14 protein-coding genes are annotated in these 17,435 nt (G+C 57.9%); 13 read left to right on the forward strand and 1 reads right to left on the reverse strand.

The features are described from left to right. Positions 1-177: 177 nt before the first annotated feature. The 3 genes from G6L01_RS18610 to G6L01_RS18620 are packed head-to-tail and all read left to right on the forward strand — an operon-like array spanning position 178 to position 4,168. A complete protein-coding gene (locus G6L01_RS18610) occupies positions 178-1,581 on the forward strand; it encodes an LLM class flavin-dependent oxidoreductase (protein WP_070163524.1) in 1,404 nt (467 codons plus the stop codon). Between the two features lie 34 nt (positions 1,582-1,615). Beyond that, positions 1,616-2,884, forward strand: a complete 1,269-nt coding sequence (locus G6L01_RS18615; protein WP_070163465.1) for an SfnB family sulfur acquisition oxidoreductase — start codon at positions 1,616-1,618, stop codon at positions 2,882-2,884. Between the two features lie 21 nt (positions 2,885-2,905). After that, a complete protein-coding gene (locus G6L01_RS18620) occupies positions 2,906-4,168 on the forward strand; it encodes an SfnB family sulfur acquisition oxidoreductase (protein ID WP_070163466.1) in 1,263 nt (420 codons plus the stop codon). Between the two features lie 144 nt (positions 4,169-4,312). Here G6L01_RS18620 and G6L01_RS18625 read toward each other — a convergent pair whose 3' ends face one another. Further along, positions 4,313-5,635 carry an O-acetylhomoserine aminocarboxypropyltransferase/cysteine synthase family protein gene (locus tag G6L01_RS18625; RefSeq protein WP_070163467.1) on the reverse strand — a complete coding sequence of 441 codons (1,323 nt, stop codon included), beginning with the start codon at positions 5,633-5,635 and terminating at the stop codon, positions 4,313-4,315. Between the two features lie 344 nt (positions 5,636-5,979). Between G6L01_RS18625 and G6L01_RS18630 the strand changes: the two genes are divergently transcribed. The 10 genes from G6L01_RS18630 (at position 5,980) to G6L01_RS18675 (ending at position 16,987) form a co-directional block, all read left to right on the forward strand. Then, a complete protein-coding gene (locus tag G6L01_RS18630; protein WP_070163468.1) occupies positions 5,980-6,993 on the forward strand; it encodes a sugar ABC transporter substrate-binding protein in 1,014 nt (337 codons plus the stop codon). A 71-nt stretch (positions 6,994-7,064) separates the two neighbouring features. After that, positions 7,065-8,618, forward strand: coding sequence for a sugar ABC transporter ATP-binding protein (locus tag G6L01_RS18635; RefSeq protein ID WP_070163469.1), 1,554 nt, complete (start codon positions 7,065-7,067; stop codon positions 8,616-8,618). Further along, positions 8,608-9,669, forward strand: coding sequence for an ABC transporter permease (locus tag G6L01_RS18640; RefSeq protein ID WP_070163470.1), 1,062 nt, complete (start codon positions 8,608-8,610; stop codon positions 9,667-9,669). Before G6L01_RS18635 ends, G6L01_RS18640 begins: the two co-directional genes overlap by 11 nt. Before the next feature lie 7 nt (positions 9,670-9,676). Next, complete coding sequence (locus G6L01_RS18645) at positions 9,677-10,678, forward strand: ABC transporter permease (protein WP_234891897.1); 1,002 nt, start codon at positions 9,677-9,679, stop codon at positions 10,676-10,678. A gap of 239 nt (positions 10,679-10,917) precedes the next feature. Further along, complete coding sequence (locus G6L01_RS18650) at positions 10,918-11,754, forward strand: transporter substrate-binding domain-containing protein (RefSeq protein ID WP_070163471.1); 837 nt, start codon at positions 10,918-10,920, stop codon at positions 11,752-11,754. 104 nt (positions 11,755-11,858) lie between these two features. Continuing rightward, a complete protein-coding gene (locus tag G6L01_RS18655; RefSeq protein ID WP_070163472.1) occupies positions 11,859-12,605 on the forward strand; it encodes an amino acid ABC transporter permease in 747 nt (248 codons plus the stop codon). Next, positions 12,605-13,384 (forward strand): amino acid ABC transporter permease, encoded by a 780-nt coding sequence (locus tag G6L01_RS18660; protein WP_139190074.1) that lies wholly within the window; start codon positions 12,605-12,607, stop codon positions 13,382-13,384. Before G6L01_RS18655 ends, G6L01_RS18660 begins: the two co-directional genes overlap by 1 nt. A 12-nt stretch (positions 13,385-13,396) precedes the next feature. Further along, positions 13,397-14,182 carry an amino acid ABC transporter ATP-binding protein gene (locus G6L01_RS18665; RefSeq protein ID WP_070163473.1) on the forward strand — a complete coding sequence of 262 codons (786 nt, stop codon included), beginning with the start codon at positions 13,397-13,399 and terminating at the stop codon, positions 14,180-14,182. A gap of 8 nt (positions 14,183-14,190) precedes the next feature. Next, positions 14,191-15,552, forward strand: a complete 1,362-nt coding sequence (locus G6L01_RS18670) for an MmgE/PrpD family protein (protein WP_070163474.1) — start codon at positions 14,191-14,193, stop codon at positions 15,550-15,552. A gap of 133 nt (positions 15,553-15,685) precedes the next feature. Further along, positions 15,686-16,987, forward strand: coding sequence for an LLM class flavin-dependent oxidoreductase (locus G6L01_RS18675; RefSeq protein WP_070163475.1), 1,302 nt, complete (start codon positions 15,686-15,688; stop codon positions 16,985-16,987). The last annotated feature ends 448 nt before the right edge of the window (positions 16,988-17,435 follow it).

Genomic DNA, 17,435 nt, shown 5'->3' on the forward strand with positions numbered 1-17,435 from the left:
TGAAAACCTTCCTCAAGGTCCATGATGAGTCCGCCGTACCAGCACCACGTTTTTCTCAATGTCCTTGGCGGGCAGAAAAACATACCTTCATTTAGTTTATAAAAAACATAGATTAACTTTAATAACCGTCAATGTCTGCGATGCTGCATCGGTATGTATGCAGCAAAGGACGGCCCGATGACCAGGACAATTCACTTCAACGCTTTCGACATGAATTGCGTCGGACACCAATCGCCTGGATTGTGGGCGCATCCGGATGACCGATCCTATACCTATAAGGATCTGGATTATTGGCAAAATCTGGCGCGTACCTTGGAGCGCGGGATTTTTGACGGCATCTTTATTGCTGACGTGATCGGCTATTACGATGTCTATAAAGGCTCTAATTTCCACGCAATCCGGCAGGCGGCACAGATACCAGTCAACGACCCGTTGCAACTGGCGGCACCCATTGCCTTGGCCACGGAGCATCTGGGTATTGGCATCACCGCGTCAACCTCGTTTGAGCATCCCTATACGTTTGCAAGACGGCTTGCGACAGCGGACCACCACACCAAGGGTCGGGTAGGATGGAACATTGTCACGTCCTATTTGGAGAGCGGTGCCAAAAATGTCGGCCAATCCGGCCTGAAGCGCCACGACAATCGCTATGAGATTGCCAATGAATATCTTGAGGTGATCTACAAATTGCTGGAAGGCAGCTGGGAAGAGGGCGCTATAATCCGTGATCCGAAAGGGCGGGTTTTTACTGATCCGGCCAAGGTTCATGAAATCGGCCACAAGGGCAAGCATTTCGATGTTCCCGGCTATGGATTGACCGAGCCTTCGCCACAGCGCACCCCGGTGCTGTATCAAGCAGGGGCTTCTGGTCCGGGGAAGAAATTTGCCGCGGAACATGCAGAATGTGTGTTTGTGGCCGCACCCACCAAATCGGTGCTGAAAGCCTATGTGGCCGAAATTCGCCAGCAGGCGGCTGCCGCAGGGCGTGATCCGAATGCCCTGAAAATCTACACGCTGATCACCATCATCACCGACGAGACCGAGGGAAAGGCCAAGGCCAAGTTCGAGGACTACAAACAATATGTCTCTTACGATGGCTCGCTGGTGTTCATGTCCGGCTGGAGTGGCATCGATTTTGGCCAATATGCGCCAACCGATGTGATCCAGAAGGTGGAGACCAACGCCATCCATTCCTTCGTGGAGCATATCGCCGGTGGCGATAAATCCTGGACCATTGAAGAACTGGCAAAATTCGGCGGCATTGGCGGGCTGGGGCCGGTCTTCGTTGGCGCACCAGATCAGGTCGCCGATATTTTGCAAGAATGGGTGACTGACACCGATGTCGATGGCTTCAACATTGCCTATGCGGTGACACCCGGCAGTTTTGAGGATGTGGTCACCTACATTGTCCCGGAACTGCAAAAGCGCGGGGCCTATCCCACCGCCTACAAGCCGGGAACGCTGCGTGAAAAGCTCTTCGGCCAAGGCCCATACTTGCCGCAAAATCATCCCGCCGATCAATACCGCGATATTGAGGCGCTCAAACGCGCAAAGACCGCCCCGCTGGCGAACGCCAGCTAATTCCCTTTCCAATTTCAAGCAACGAGGCACGATTATGGGTACCGTTACTGACACCAAGATCGATTACACCGTTCACCCGCGCGTCAATTCCAACGATCCGGTCGCACCCCGTCCGCGCCCGATCACGCCTGCGCATATTGTTCAATCCGATGCAGAGGCCATTGAGATTGCTCAGCGTCTTGCCGAGCGTTTCAAGGTCGGGGCCGCTTTGCGTGACCGGGAAGGCCTGTTGCCGATTGACGAGTTGGATGAATATTCCCAAAGCGGGTTGTGGAGCATCAATGTGCCAAAAGCCTATGGCGGGCCGGAGGTTTCCTATGCCACGCTTGCCAAGGTGATCTCCACCATTGCTGCCGCTGATCCGGCCATTGCGCAGGTGACGCAAAACCATCTGGCCATTGTTGCAACCGTTGATCTGGATGGCACGGAAGAGCAGAAAAAACTGTTCTTCGGCTGGGCTTTGCAGGGGTTGCGTTATGGCAATGCCTTTTCTGAATTGAAGAGCAAGACTGTCGCCGATTTTGAAACCAAGGTTGTGCATGACGGCGACGACGTGATCGTCAACGGTGAGAAATTTTACACCACCGGTGCGCTTCTCTCCCATGTCGTGCCGATTGTCAGTGTCGATGAAACCGGTCAGGGCTATCTGGTGTTTGCCGACCGTGAAGCACCCGGCCTGACCGTGACCAACAATTGGTCCAGCTTTGGCCAGCGCACCACGGCGTCTGGCTCGGTGAAGCTTGAGAATGTGCGGGTTCCGAAGGCTCGCGCTCTGAAAGTCACCTCGTTTGATCATCCCACGGTGGGTGGTCCGGTGTCGCAGATCATCCAATCGGCTATTGATGCGGGCATCGCTCGTGGGGCGATTGATGACACCATCAGCTTTGTCAAAACCCTCAGCCGTCCGTGGATTGACAGCGGCAAGCAAAAGGCCAGCGAGGACCTTTTCACCATCGCGGCCATTGGCGATTTGAAAATCCGCCTGCATGCGGCGGAAGCGCTGCTGGAGATTGCTGGTCGCAGCATTGATGCAGCGCGGGCCAATACGACGCTGGATACCGTCTCGGAAGCAACCATCAAGACCGGTGAATCCAAGGTACTGACCACCGAGATTGCCATTCTTTCCACCAACAAGCTGTTTGAACTGGCGGGCACCCGCTCGACGCTAGCGGAACATGGTCTGGATCGCCATTGGCGCAATGCGCGGGTGCACACCTTGCACGATCCGGTGCGCTGGAAATTCTACCATGTCGGCAATTATTTCCTGAACGGGGAGCATCCGCCGCGCCATGCGTGGAACTGAGTGGGGAACTGAGGCAGAGCAATGAGCAGCACAGATCGTACACTCCACCGGCAGGCAACCCTCACGGCTGGCCGCCCGGCACCGCATATTCCGCCACGGCGTATCAAGGCGCATGTGATCAAGGATGATGCCGAGGCTATTGCCGTTGCCAAAGAATTTGCCCGTGACTTTGCGGTGGGTGCTGCGGAGCGTGATCGGCAAAGGCGTTTGCCAGTGACCGAGATTGAGCGCTTTTCGCAAAGTGGGCTTTGGGCCATTACGGTGCCCAAGGCCTATGGCGGCGCTGGCGTCTCAGCAGTGACGCTGGCGGAGGTGACGGCGATCATCTCAGCGGCAGATTCCTCCATCGGGCAGATTCCGCAAAACCATTTCTATATGGTCGAAGCGCTGCGGCTGTCTGGTTCTGATGAGCAGAAGGCCCATTATTTCCAACGGGTTCTTGATGGGGATCGGCTGGGCAATGCCTTTACCGAAATCGGCACCAAAACCCCGGTGGATTACAAGACCCATTTTGCCGAGCGTGATGGTAAGCTGCTGCTGAACGGGCAAAAATTCTATGCCACCGGATCGCTGTTTGCCCATATCATTGTGGCCGTTGCCAAAGGCCCGAATGGCCGGGTGCATTTGGTGTTTATTGATCGTGCCACGCCTGGCCTTGATCTGGTGGATGACTGGACCTCCTTTGGCCAGCGCTCCACCGGCAGCGGCACCGTGACCTTTGATGATGTCGAGATCACCCCGTTTCACGTGGTGGATCATGATGAGGTGTTTGATCAGCCAACGCCCATGGGGCCGTTTGCCCAGATCATCCATTCGGCGGTACAAGTGGGCATTGCGCGCGGTGCATTGGCAGAAACCATTTCCTATGTCCGCGCCCATGCAAGGCCGTTTTTCGAGCTGAGCATTGAGCATGGCCATGAAGACCCGCACACCATCCATGCCGTGGGTGATGTTTCAATCCGCGTGCATGCCGCCGATGCACTTCTGGCTCGGGCTGGGCGCATTCTGGATATTGCTAGTTCCAATCCCACCGCGCAAACCGTGGCGGAAGCCTCTATCGCCGTTGCCGAAGTGAAAGCATTGGGCACCGAAGTGGCGCAGCTGGCCTCCACCAAGCTGATCGAGCTTGGAGGCGCACGCTCGACCTTGGAAGCCTACGGGCTGGATCGCTACTGGCGCAATGCCCGCACCCATTCGCTGCATGATCCGGTGCGCTGGAAATATCACCATATCGGCAATTTCTACCTGAATGATCAGCTGCCCCCACGCCACGGGGCGATCTGACGGTCTGTATGTTGTACGCCGTATGTAATTTCTCGTCCTGAGCTTTCGAACATCGGCCGAAAAGTGGGAACCGGTTTTCGGAAAAATCCGATGCGCAGATAAAAACGGAAGCACCGCACGGTGCTTCCGTTTTCCAATGTTTAATCAGGCAGCCTTGCTGTTCTGGACACCAGAAGATGCGGCATCGAGACCACGTTGGATATCGGCGATGATGTCATCAATATGCTCAATGCCGATGGAAAGGCGCACATAGCCCGGCGAAACACCGCTTGAGGCCTGCTCTTCTGCTGTGAGCTGGGAATGGGTTGTCGAGGCCGGGTGAATGGCCAGACTGCGGGCATCTCCAATATTGGCAACATGATAGAGCAATTCGAGACTGTCGATAAACTGGCGGCCAGCGTCCAGCCCGTCTTTCAACTCAAACCCGACAAGACCACCGTAACCACCCTTGAGATATGTATCTGCCCGCTCACGCCATACGCCACTCTGCTGCGATGGATAGATCACCTTGGCGATTTCCGGGCGCTTGGCCAGATAGTCCGCAACGGCTGCGGCGTTTTTAACATGGCGCTCAATGCGTAGTGGCAGGGTTTCAATGCCTTGCAAAATCTGGAAGGCGTTGAAGGGCGAGAGTGCAGCCCCGAGGTCACGCAACAGGGTGACGCGGGCCTTGATGATATAGGCAATCGGTCCAAGTGGCTTGGTGGCTTCGGTCCAGATCGCACCGTGATAGCTTGGATCAGGTGTGTTCAGCGCGGGCTGGCGCTCCTTGTGCGCTTCCCAATCGAAATTGCCGCCATCAACAATCAAGCCACCAATGGACGTGCCATGGCCGCCGAGATATTTGGTGGAGGAATAAACAACCACAGCCGCGCCATGATCGAAGGGCCGCGCCAGCAAGGGGGCGGCGGTATTGTCGACAATCAGCGGAATGCCGAATTCCCGGCCAATGCTTGCCACTTCGGCAATCGGGAAAACCGTGAGTTTCGGATTGGGCAGCGTCTCGGCATAATAGGCGCGAGTGCGCCCATCCGTGGCGCGGCGGAAGTTTTCCGGATCAGTCGGATCAACAAAACGAACCTCGATGCCCTGATCTTTCAGTGTGTTGGCAAACAGGTTCCAGGTGCCGCCATAAAGATCAGTGGAGCTGACGATATTGTCGCCAACTTTGGCGAGATTCTGGATCGCGACCGCAGATGCCGCCTGACCGGAGGCAAGCGCCAAAGCCGCCACGCCACCTTCGATGGCTGCAATGCGCTGCTCAAGCACATCCACGGTAGGGTTGCCGATGCGGCTATAGATATTGCCCAGCTCTTTCAGGGCAAACAGATTGGCCGCATGCTCCGTATCCCGGAACTGAAAAGACGTGGTCTGATAGATCGGAACGGCGACAGACCCCGTCGTCGGGTCGGCGCGCCAGCCGGCATGAAGGGCCAGCGTTTCTGGATGCAATGGTTTGCTGCTCATCTGTAACTCCCGTCCTGTGTTGAATTTCCGCCAGTCACCGCCCTGGATTTTTGCTAGGTCTTTGGCCTCTGTGACGGTTGCATGATGGAATAATCCATCGATTAAGTAGAGAAATATTCTTCCCTTCTTTCACGGGCGCTTAGAAATTGCGCCTGCCTTGAAGGTCGGTTGTTCAAGCTCGCTGGTTTTCCGGGGCAAAAAGCCTGTCAGGATGATCGATGCGACATTTCTCTGCTGATGGGGTCTGTTTTTCCCGCTTGGTTTATCAAGACGCAAAATTCTTTCTGGGCCAAACAGAAAATTATCTTAATCTATAGAAAATATAGATAATTGGAGAAGGCAGAATGTCGGGCAATGAATTCAACAATGGGTTGGGACGGCGTCAGCTCATTAAGCTCTCGGCCTTTGCTGGCGTGGCTGCTGCGGGCGCAAGCCTGTTTGGGGTCAATGTGGCCCATGCAGCAGATGAACCTCTCAGCCTGAAGGGCAAGCGGATCGGCATCAGCACGGCGGGAACCGACCATTTCTTTGACCTGCAAGCCTATAATGCCCAGATCGCTGAAGTGAAGCGCCTGGGCGGCGAACCGCTTGCCGTTGACGCGGGCCGCAGCGATGGCAAGCTGGTGGCTCAACTCCAAACCCTGATCGCGCAAAAGCCGGATGCCATCGTGCAATTGCTCGGCACCTTGACGGTTATCGACCCTTGGCTGAAACGGGCGCGCGACGCTGGCATTCCGGTTCTGACAATCGATGTCGGCTCCAGCCATTCGCAGAACAATTCGACCTCCGACAATTGGGGCATCGGCAAGGATCTTGCCCTGCAATTGGTCTCTGACATTGGTGGGGAAGGCAATGTCGTGGTCTTCAACGGCTTTTATGGCGTGACGCCCTGCGCCATCCGCTATGACCAGCTTGTCAACGTCATCAAATATTTCCCGAAGGTCAAGATCATCCAGCCGGAACTGCGCGACATCATTCCCAATACCGTTCAGGATGCGTTTGCGCAGGTCACCGCCATTCTCAACAAATATCCGGAAAAAGGCTCGATCAAAGCCATCTGGTCCGCCTGGGATATTCCGCAATTGGGGGCAACCCAGGCGCTGGCGGCAGCCGGGCGCACGGAAATCAAGACCTACGGCGTCGATGGCAGCCCTGAAGTGTTGCAACTGGTGGCGGACCCGGCCTCGCCTGCCGCCGCCGATGTCGCGCAACAGCCCGCCGAACTTGGCCGCCAGGCCATTCAGAATGTGGCCTTGTTGCTATCCGGCAAGACCTTGCCGCGTGAGAGCTACGTGCCAGCCCTGTTGGCCAACAAGCAGACTGTCAACGATGTCACCAGGAAGCTCGGGATCGGTTGATCGCCAAAACACGGTGTTGGAACGCCACAACTTAAGCCAGGGCGCCAAGCGGCTTTGCGAGGGACATTTTCATGCGTGACAAACAGCCTGCGAAGGGCGATGCAATCCGCTTCCATGGCATTTCCAAATGGTTTGGCGGAGCAAGAGCGCTGACCGAGGTTTCCTTTGGCGTCCGCGCTGGAACGATCCATGGGCTTGTCGGCCAGAATGGTGCGGGAAAATCAACCCTGATCAAAATTCTCGCCGGTCTTCACCGGCAGGATGACGGAACGATTGAGATCGACGGGGTCGCAATACCGGATCTGACGCCGCCGCGGGTCGAAAATCTGGGCATCCACTTCATTCACCAGGATCGTCTTCTGGTTCCGTCCTTCACGGTTGGTGAGGCCTTGTTTCTGGGGCGCGAACCGAAGATTGCCGGTACACCATTTTTGGATCGGCGGGCGATGAAACGCCAGGCACAGGCGATTTTGCAGGACTATTTCGGCCTGAGCCTTCCGACCGGTGCATTGATCGGCGAGCTGACCACCGCGCAAAAGCAGATCGTGCAGATCACGCGCGCGCTGCTGGCCAAGCCCAAGGTGCTGGTGTTCGATGAGCCGACGGCGGCGCTGGTGCGGCGCGAGGCGGATATGCTGTTTTCCCTGATCCGGCGGCTGCGGGATGAGGGGGTGACGATCGTTTATATCTCGCATTACCTGGCCGAAATCGAAGCGCTTTGCGACGACGTAACCGTGCTGCGCAATGGGGAGGTCGTTGCCAGCCGCGCGCTTGCCGGTCTTTCAGCAAAACAGATCGCAACCCTGATGGTGGAGCGCGACATTGCCGAGATGTTTCCAAAACCGGTCGTCGCCAAGGGCGAGCGCCTGCTGGACGTTCGTGGGTTGACCGCCGAAGGCCGGTATGAGGACGTGTCCTTTAGCCTGCACCGGGGCGAAGTGCTCGGCATTACCGGTCTTTTAGGCTCCGGTGCCAAGGAACTGTTGCAGACACTGTTTGGTCTGGAAACAGCAGGCTCCGGCGAGATTCATACGAGCGAGACGGTGGTGTCATTTGCAAATCCTCGCCAAGCCGTGTCGCGCAATCTGGCGCTTGTTCCGGAAGACCGGCGCGGCAATGGCGTGGCTTTGGACCTCACGGTGGCGGAAAATACCACGCTTGCCAGTCTCGACCGTTTTTCGAGGGCGGGTTTTCTGAAGACCGGTCTCGAAAAGACTGCGGTGGACCGGCTGATCGCGCAATTGCAGATCAAGACGTCTAGTCGCGATGCACCGGTCCGAACCCTGTCCGGTGGCAATCAACAGAAGGTGGCGATTGCAAAATGGCTGAGCCGCCAATCGGAACTCTATCTTCTGGATGAGCCGACTGTTGGCGTTGATATCGGCGCGAAAGTCGAAATTTACCAGCTGATCGGCGAACTGGTCGAAAAGGGGGCCGGCGTCATCATCCTGTCGTCCGACCTGCCGGAACTGGTTGGCATAACCGACCGGATTCTGGTGTTTTTCCGGGGCCGGATCACGGCGGAACTCACGTCCAGCCAGACGACGGCGGATGCAGTCTTTGCCGCCACAACCGGCTCGGATGCCGTAACGGGGTCGAAGGAAGGATTGCGCCATGTCGGCTGAGGTCAATTCCGTTTCGATTGGCGTGAGGTCGCCGACAGCCACCGGAATGCGTCACCACGGCTCGTCCCAGGGAGGCGAACTTGTCCCGCGCCGCAATGGTGCGGCCCGGAGTGCGGCCTGGCTGCTGCGGACCGGGTCCATACTTGGAATACTCGGCGTCTTCCTGTTCTTTTCGCTGACGGCGCCCTTCTTCTTCAGCCTTGGCAATCTGGGGAATGTGCTAGCGCAATCGGCCATTCTCGGAGTGCTGGCCTTCGGGCTGACACTGGTGATCATCGCGGGCGGGTCGAATGTTGTGACGGGCGGGATCGATCTGTCGCTGGCCGCCAATATGGGCCTCAGTGCAGCGGTCTACGCCAGTCTTGTGCAACTGGGATGGAGCGACGGCGTCGCTGTTTTTGGGGCGCTGGCCACCGGGCTGGTCATCGGTCTCGTTAATGCCTTGGCTGTGGTCATTGTCGGTATCGTGCCGCTTCTGGCAACGCTTGCGGTGATGAATGTGGTGGCCGGTCTCGAACTGGTGTTGACCCAAAACACCGTCATTCCGGCTTCAACCGACTTTCTCTCGTTGCTTTCGGCCACGGGGCCATTCGGTCTGCCGGTGCTGGGCTATATCCTGCTGGGGGCAGCCTTGCTGGTCGCAGCCGTCGTTCAATATACCCCGCTGGGATTGCGGCTTTACGCGGTCGGCGAATTTCCGGAAGCCGCAAGGGCGGCGGGTCTCAGGGTCAAAACCCTGACGGCAGGCGCTTTCATCGCGGCGGGTTTATTGGGTGGCATCGCTGGCATCCTCAATACGTCCTATCTCAGCGGCAGTTCCACCGGTGCTGGCGATATCTTGCTGCCCGTCGTGGTGACCACCCTGCTGGGTTCGGTCTTTTCACGGCGGCTGGTGCCGACCATTCCCGGTACGCTGGTTTCGGCGATCTTTGTCGGTGTGCTGATCAATGGGTTTCAACTGCTCAATCTGTCGAGCACATTGGTGGCTGGCGTCCAGGGCGCGCTGATCCTTCTGGTCGTCTCGGCCACTACTTTGCTGCGCAGGAGGTAGGATCATCATGTCAACGGTTGATGCGAAGACGTGGACGGCTGGGGCCTTGGCAAGTGGCCGCCGTCGCGGTGCATATCTGGCGCGTTATGCGCTAGTTTTTGCCATCCTCGCGGTTATCGCGATATTTTCAACACTGGCGCCAAGTTTCCTGACGGGCGCCAACCTGATGAGCGTATTGGTCAACAATGTCGCCTTGCTCGCCATCGTGTCGATTGCGATGACCTTTGCCGTCGCCTCCGGCGGCATCGATCTTTCGGTCGCGACTGCGGTGGATTTTGCCAGTTTCACCTTCGTCTCGCTGGTGCTGGGTGGTGTGCCTGTTGGCCTCGCCGTGCTTGCGGCAATCTTCGCTGGCGGACTGGTCGGTGCCTTGAATGGCCTGCTGATTTCGGCAATCGGCATCTCGCCGTTTCTGGCGACGCTTGGAACGCTGTTCATCGGTCGCAGCGTGCAGCAATTGCTCACCAATGGCGGCAATCCGGTCTATCTGTCCCAAGCCGCCATTCCGCCAGGCTTTTCCTTCATCGGCCATGGACACTTGTTCGGTGTACCCGTGCCGCTGGTCGTCACGCTCCTGCTGATTGTTGTGACTGCCGTGATATTGGCAATGACCCGTTTCGGGCGGGTCCTGATTGCAATCGGCACCCAGGCCAGCGTGGCGCGCTATTCCGGCCTGTCTGTCGCCTCAGTTGTTGCGAGCGCCTATATTCTGGCCGGGACCATTGCCGCAATTGCCGGCATCCTTTTGACGGCAACAGTCAATGTCTACATTCCGTCATCCGGCAATGCCTTCCTGTTGAATGCCATTGGCGCGACCTTCATCGGCACCACGCTCCATCCGTTGCGCCGCCCCAATGTGATTGGCACCGTGCTTGGCGTTCTGCTGCTTGGCCTCGTCTCGAACGGGTTGCTGCTGTCCGGTTTGAATTTCTATTGGCAGCAGGTTGCAACGGGCCTGCTGATTTTCTCCGTGCTGGCCCTGAGCTTCAAAACGGGGCGCCGGTCGTGATCGTAAAGACAGTTCTCGGAGCCTATAGGGGAGACAAGTCTTGCCTTGTTGGTGCAGTCTCAAATCTACCAGGATCGTGCGTCTGCCAAACAGGCGAAGCCAGTGAGGAATGAAGAAAATTCTACTTTAGTCTTAATCTCCGGTAGACCGATCCTTGATGGCTGCGTATGGAGGAATGCAATTGCTCGTGATCGGTGCGGCTCTTCAATAGGGTGTCGCTAAAAATAAGGAGCCTCTCCATGCTGTCCGCCACCATGACCAAGACAATTTTTGGGCTTGTTCTTTCGATATCCACCCTCGCAGCAACCCATGCCTCGGCCGATGCCACGCTTGACCGCATCAAGGGACGTGGCAAGCTGACGGTCGGTGTTATCCTGTCCGGTGCACCCTTTGGCTATATCGATCCGAAAACCCAGGAACAGAAAGGGTTTAACGTTGATATTGCCCAGGCGCTGGCCGATGATCTCGGCGTCAAGCTTGAGACGGTGACGGTCACGCCACCCAATCGGGTGCAATTTCTTCAGCAGGGCAAGGTCGATATTCTGATCGCCAATATGCAGTATACCGAGGACCGCGCCAAGGTGCTCGATTTCGTGCCGACACCCTATGATCGCAGCGGCGGCGCTGCCGTGGTGCGTAAGGATAGCGGTTTGAAAGATTGGGCGGACCTGAAGGGCAAGCCGGTCTGCGTCTCGCAGGGTTCGAACTATACCCAGCCGCTGATCGAGGAATATGGCGCGGTCGTCAAGGCGTTGCCGAGCCAGCCGGAATCGCTGCTGGCTTTGCAGGGCGGCAATTGCGTGGCGGCCGTGCATGTCGGCGCAACCGTTGGGCTGTTGTTGCAGGATCGTCCGGAGGAATGGAAGGATTATGCTATTCCGTTCCCAACCGAACTGGTTCCCTCGGACTCGGTCATCTGGCTGCGCAAGGGCGAGAAGGATACCCAGGCCGCCCTCGACAGTGCCGTCAAAAAACTGCATGTTTCCGGCAAACTGCTCGATTTCGCCAAGTCCAGCCGCCTGCTGAATACCGACTATCTCGAGCAGGAACACAAGGCGCTCGCCGCGACTAAGTAAGACGAAGGCACCGAAGATGTGTATCGCATCTTCGCCTTCGAAAACGGAATACGAACTGCCGTCTTCGATGGCACTTTGTATCAGCGGCGCAACGGTAGAGACACATGCAGGATATCAATCTCACCGATCTGTTCGTCCGTCTGACGGGCAGTATCGGTCTTAATTTTGAGTTCCTGGCAACGGGATATGAGGCGCAGATCTGGCGGGATGGTTTTTTGACCACGCTGTATCTGGTGGTTTTGCTCATTCCCGTCAGTTTGCTGTTTGGTCTGCTGTTTGCGGCCTGCCTGACTTCGGGCCGGTCATGGCTTTCCACACCCGTGCGGGCATTCGTGGAAGTGACCCGCAATACGCCGACGCTGGTGCAGTTGATGTTCAGCTTTCTGGTGTTGAACACGGTTGTGTCCAATCTTGTCGGTGGCGCGCAGAACAATCCGTTGACGCCGTTTTTCTGGGTGGTCGCGGTGGTGGGCCTGCATGTGGCGGCCTTGCATTCCGAAGCCATCCGCGCCGGGATTGAAGCTGTACCGGCTTCGACGATCGAGGCGGCCCGCGGCATCGGCTTCAGCCAGTTTCAGATCCTGCGTTACGTCGAGGTGCCGCTGGCCTTTCGGGCCTCGCTACCGGCCATCGTCAACAACCTGATCAATCTCGTCAAGCTGACGACGGTCGGCAATGCGATTGCTGTCAGCGAAATCACCTATGCATCGATCATGGTCTGGACGCAGCGTGACAATGTCGTAGAATTGATGATCGTTATCCTGGCTTTCTTCAGCCTCATCAATCTGGTCGTCGCCCGCGTCGGCCTTTGGGTAGAGCGCAAGCTCTCCATTCCGGGATATGGGCTCTGATGTCGCCAATGCTTCACAACGATGCGGGCCGTAGCGCCGCGCTGCGCAATATCGGCCTTGTCGCCTTGCCGCTGGCAATCCTCATCTGGGCGCTGGCCGATCTGTCGCTTGGCCGTGAACTGCTGCAATGGCTTCCTTATCTCGGCTCCGGCTTTGCGATGAACATCGTCATCAGCCTGTCGGCGATGACGCTTGGAAGCGTGCTGGGCATCCTGCTTGGCATGCTGCAAATGGTGCCATTCCGGCTGGTCCGCTACCCGGCTGCGGTCTATGTGCAGGTGTTTCGCAATGCGCCGCATCTGGTGCTGATCTTTGCGACCACTTATATCTTTCCTTTCGAGATCATCATCTTTGGCAATTATCTGTCCTTTCCCGATTGGGTGAAAGCCATGGTCGGTCTGGCCATCCCGGCAAGCGCCTATATCGCCGAAATCACCCGTGGCGCCATCCTGTCTATTCCGACGGCGCAATGGGAGGCGGCACAAGGCCTGGGCTTTTCGCGCTGGCAGGCGCTGCGCTGGATCATCCTGCCGCAATGCCTGCGCCGGTCGCTGCCGCCATGGATGAATGTGCTTGCCTCAATCACCATGGGGACGTCGCTGGCCTCGCTGGTCGGCGTCCATGAACTTCTCCATGCCGCCACCGATGCCAGCACATCCGTGCGCCGGCTTGATTTCACCGTTATTGCCTATGTTGTGGTGATGGCCGCCTTCTTTGCGCTTTGCTACCCGATCGCCCGTCTGACCCGCCGCCTGGAGCGCCGTTTCAAGGCGGCCTGAGGATTTGAGAGAATGATTGCAAATACCGACAATGCCATCGTCCGTTTGGAAGACGTACACCTGTCCTTCGGCCAGACGCAGGTGCTGAAGGGCATCGACCTGACGGTCAACAAGGGCGATGCCGTCTCGATCATCGGTCCGTCCGGCTCGGGCAAATCCACCATCCTGCGCTGCATCAATGCGCTGGTGACGGCCCAAAGCGGCCAGATCACCGTGGCTGGGACGCGCGTTGACCAATTGACCAAGGAAAGCGAACGCATTGCGCTGCGCAAGCGGGTCGGCATCGTTTTCCAGCAATATAATCTCTTTCCGCATCTGACGGTGCTCGACAATATCATGCTTGCCCCGACCCGCATTCTGGGGACGGCAAGACGTGAAGCGGAAAGTGTCGCGCGTGAATTGCTGGACAAGGTGCGGCTTGGCGAAAAGGCCGATGCTTATCCGGGCCAACTCTCCGGCGGGCAGCAGCAGCGCGTGGCGATTGCCCGGGCGCTGGCAATGAAACCGGATCTCGTGCTGTTTGACGAGGTCACTTCGGCGCTCGATCCTGAAACGGTCGGTGAGGTCTTGTGGGTGATCCGTGACCTGATCCGCGAGGGCATGACCAGCATTCTCGTCACCCATGAGATGCGCTTTGCCGAAGAGATCAGCGACACCGTGGTGTTTACCGAGAATGGCCGCATCGTTGGCCAAGGCTCGCCGGAGCAGATCTTCCATCAGAGCGACAATCCACGCATTCGCCAGTTCGTCGGCGGGTTATCAGGCCGGGGTACGGTGCGCGAAGGCGAAGGCATATAGGAGCCGCCATGACGACGACCACAGCCGCGCCGCTGACCGGCGCTTTCGCACAGGCAATTGTGCAGTCTGAGCCTGACCGCGACAGTGCGGCGATGGCGGCGGCCCGCACCGCGATCATTGATTTTCTGGCCTGCGCGATTGCTGGCGCAGGGGAGCGGACAACGGCTATCGTCGCAACCGCACTCGGCGGGTGTATCGGCGGTGACGCCATCCTGATCGGCAGCGCGCGCCGCGCCGATCCGTTGGTGGCGGCTGTCGTCAACGCCTATGCGGGCCATGTGCTTGACTATGACGATGTCCATTCCAGCGTGCGCGGCCATCCGACGACCGTGATCACTCCGGCATTGCTTGCGCTGGCTGCGGAGCGCGAATTTACCGCAGATGCAATGATCGCGTCCTATGTTGTCGGGCTGGAGGCTATGGCGCGGTTGGGCCTGTCGCTCGGTTCCCGGCATTACGAAAATGGCTTTCATGCTACGGCCACCCTTGGCACTGTGGGTGCTGCGGCAGCGATCTGCCATGTGACGCAGGCATCACCGGAAGAAACGGCGTTGGCGCTTGGCCTTGCCGCCACGCAATCCTCCGGCCTCAGATTGCAGTTCGGTTTCGATGCCAAGCCCTATCATGCGGGCATGGCGGCGCGCTCCGGCCTGCTGGCGGCGCGGCTGGCCTCGGCAGGTTTTGGAGGCGCGCCTGATTTTCTGGATAATCCGGTTGGCTTTCATTCTGCCTATGCTTTCGGAGCCGGGCATCCTGAATCAATCGTTGAGAACTGGGGCGCGCCCTGGCAAATCGTTTCGCCCGGCCTGACGCTGAAAGCCTATCCCTGCTGCACGGCCAGCCATCCGGTCGCCTCCCTCGGCATAGACCTGCATCGCGAGGGCCTTGCCGCTGACGCCATCGACACGATCACCTTCACCTATCCGCCCGGTGCCGATGCCGCACTGGTTGTCACCAAGCCGACGAATGGGATTGAGGCACGCTTCAGCCCGGAATATGTCTTTGCCGCCAGCCTGATCGACGGAGCCCTGCGGCTCGACCATTTCGATGAGCGGCCGGTGGAGCCCCGGCTGATGGCACTCGCTGCCCGCGCCAGTCGGCGGCATCAGGAGAGTGCTCCCCGAATGTCGAGCGATCCGACGACGCGGTTCGTTATCGTCGATATCGTGCTGAAAGACGGCAGTACCATCCAGCGCCGGTTCGACGGCCTGCCTGGGCTTGCCGATCCAGCCGACAAATTCCGCGAGGCGACTGCGGCGGATTCCTCCTTTGCCGAGATCCCTTCGCTCGTCCGGCAAATGAGCAGCAGTGCCGATCTGCGCCACCTGCTTGCCCTTCTTAACCAGGACGCCTCCAATACCCGTAAATGAAGCTAGAGTTTGTCAGGGAAAAGTGGAAACCGGTTTTCCCGAAAAGACAAACGAAAACAAAAGAAACGAGTGTCTGTCTGGTTCAATCTGAACCTGACAGACACTAGCCCCAAACGTGACGAAAGACTGTGCCATGACCCGCAAGAGAGAAATCCACCTCGGCCTGTTCCTGCAAGGGGCTGGCCACCATGTCTCCGGCTGGCGGCATCCGAATGCGGAAGCCGGTAGCGAAAATTTCGACCTGCTGCGCCGCGTCTCGCAGCTCGCCGAGCAGGCGAAATTCGACATGGTTTTCCTCGCCGACGGGCTGACGAGCGGCGTCGATGCGCATCCCTCGACCATTGCCAGGTTCGAACCGCTGACCCTGTTGGCCGCACTTGCCATGGTGACCGAAAAGATCGGCCTTGCCGCAACCGCCTCGACCACCTATGGCGAGCCCTACCATGTGGCCCGCGCCTTTTCCTCCATTGACCACTTGAGCCATGGGCGTGCCGCTTGGAATATCGTCACCACATCCTATGCCCGGACCGCCAATAATTTTTCCAAATCCCATCCAGGCCATGACGAACGCTACGCCGTCGCCGAAGAATTTGTCGATGTGGTGCGCGGCCTTTGGGACAGCTGGGACGATGATGCCTTTATCAAGGACAAGCAGAACGGCATCTATGCCGATCCGAACAAGGTGCATCTCCTCGACCACACGGGCAAATATTTCTCGGTCAAAGGCCCGCTCAATATTCCCCGGTCTCCGCAGGGCCATCCAATTCTGATTCAAGCCGGCTCATCCGGGCCGGGGCAAGACCTCGCGGCCCGGACCGCCGATGTGGTGTTCACGGCTCAGCAAAGCCTCGATGAAGCACAGGCCTTCTACAAAAGCCTCAAGGATCGGGTCACCGGTTTTGGCAGGCATCCCGATGATGTCGCGGTCATGCCGGGCTTTCTGCCGGTCATCGGCCGCACGGCAAGGGAGGCTGCCGACAAGCTGGCCGAACTCGACCAATGGACCGAACTGAAAAGCGCTATGCCGCTGCTTGAGGAGCGGATCGGCCATAGCCTTGCCGACTATGATCCAGATGGTCCATTGCCGGACCTGCCGATTTCCGACCAGCTGCGCAGCCGCGCCGAACTGCTGACCGCATTGGCCCGGCGCGAGAGCCTGACCATAAGGCAATTGGCCCTACGGGTTGCCGCCGGGCGGGGACATCATATCGTGCTCGGTACACCTGAAGACATCGCCGACCGTATGCAGCAATGGTTTGAAACACGCGCCGCCGATGGTTTCAACATCATGCCGCCTTTCTTCCCGGAGGGACTGGAAGATTTCACCCGCCTGGTGGTTCCAATCCTACAAGAACGTGGCCTGTTCCGCACAGATTACAGCGGCGTGACATTGCGCGATCATCTGGGCGTATCCCGGCCAAACCTGTCTTCTTGATGAGGTAAGACTTCCACCAAGGCGAGGATGCTCAAGTATCCTCGCCTTGACCGCGTTCCCAATCACCCTGCGTATTCCATGCCTCAGGCGGTTTTCAGCACGGATTGTTTTACGCCAGACTTTGGCGGTGCCGTTTCCTGGCGCTGCCAGCGATCAAACGCTGCACGGCCGAGGATCGACAGGAAGATATCTTCCTGCGGAGCATGAACATGTGTCGGTTTCCACGCAGAACTGCGCCGATTAGGTCCATAAATTCCATTGAGAATTGAGCCATTTGAACCTTCCCCCCAACGCGGTGAGCGACGGGGATAACGGAGTGATCCACATGGGACTTTTAAACGTCATCCGTCGGATGGCGCTGCGCGAGAAGCAGTCGATCCGTGAGATCAGCCGACGCACCGGATTATCGCGCAACAGTGTTCGATGGCCATTGGCACGGGTTCCGGGT

Origin of the sequence: Agrobacterium vitis, from assembly GCF_013337045.2 — a bacterium.
Classification (GTDB): Bacteria; Pseudomonadota; Alphaproteobacteria; order Rhizobiales; family Rhizobiaceae; genus Allorhizobium; species Allorhizobium vitis_B.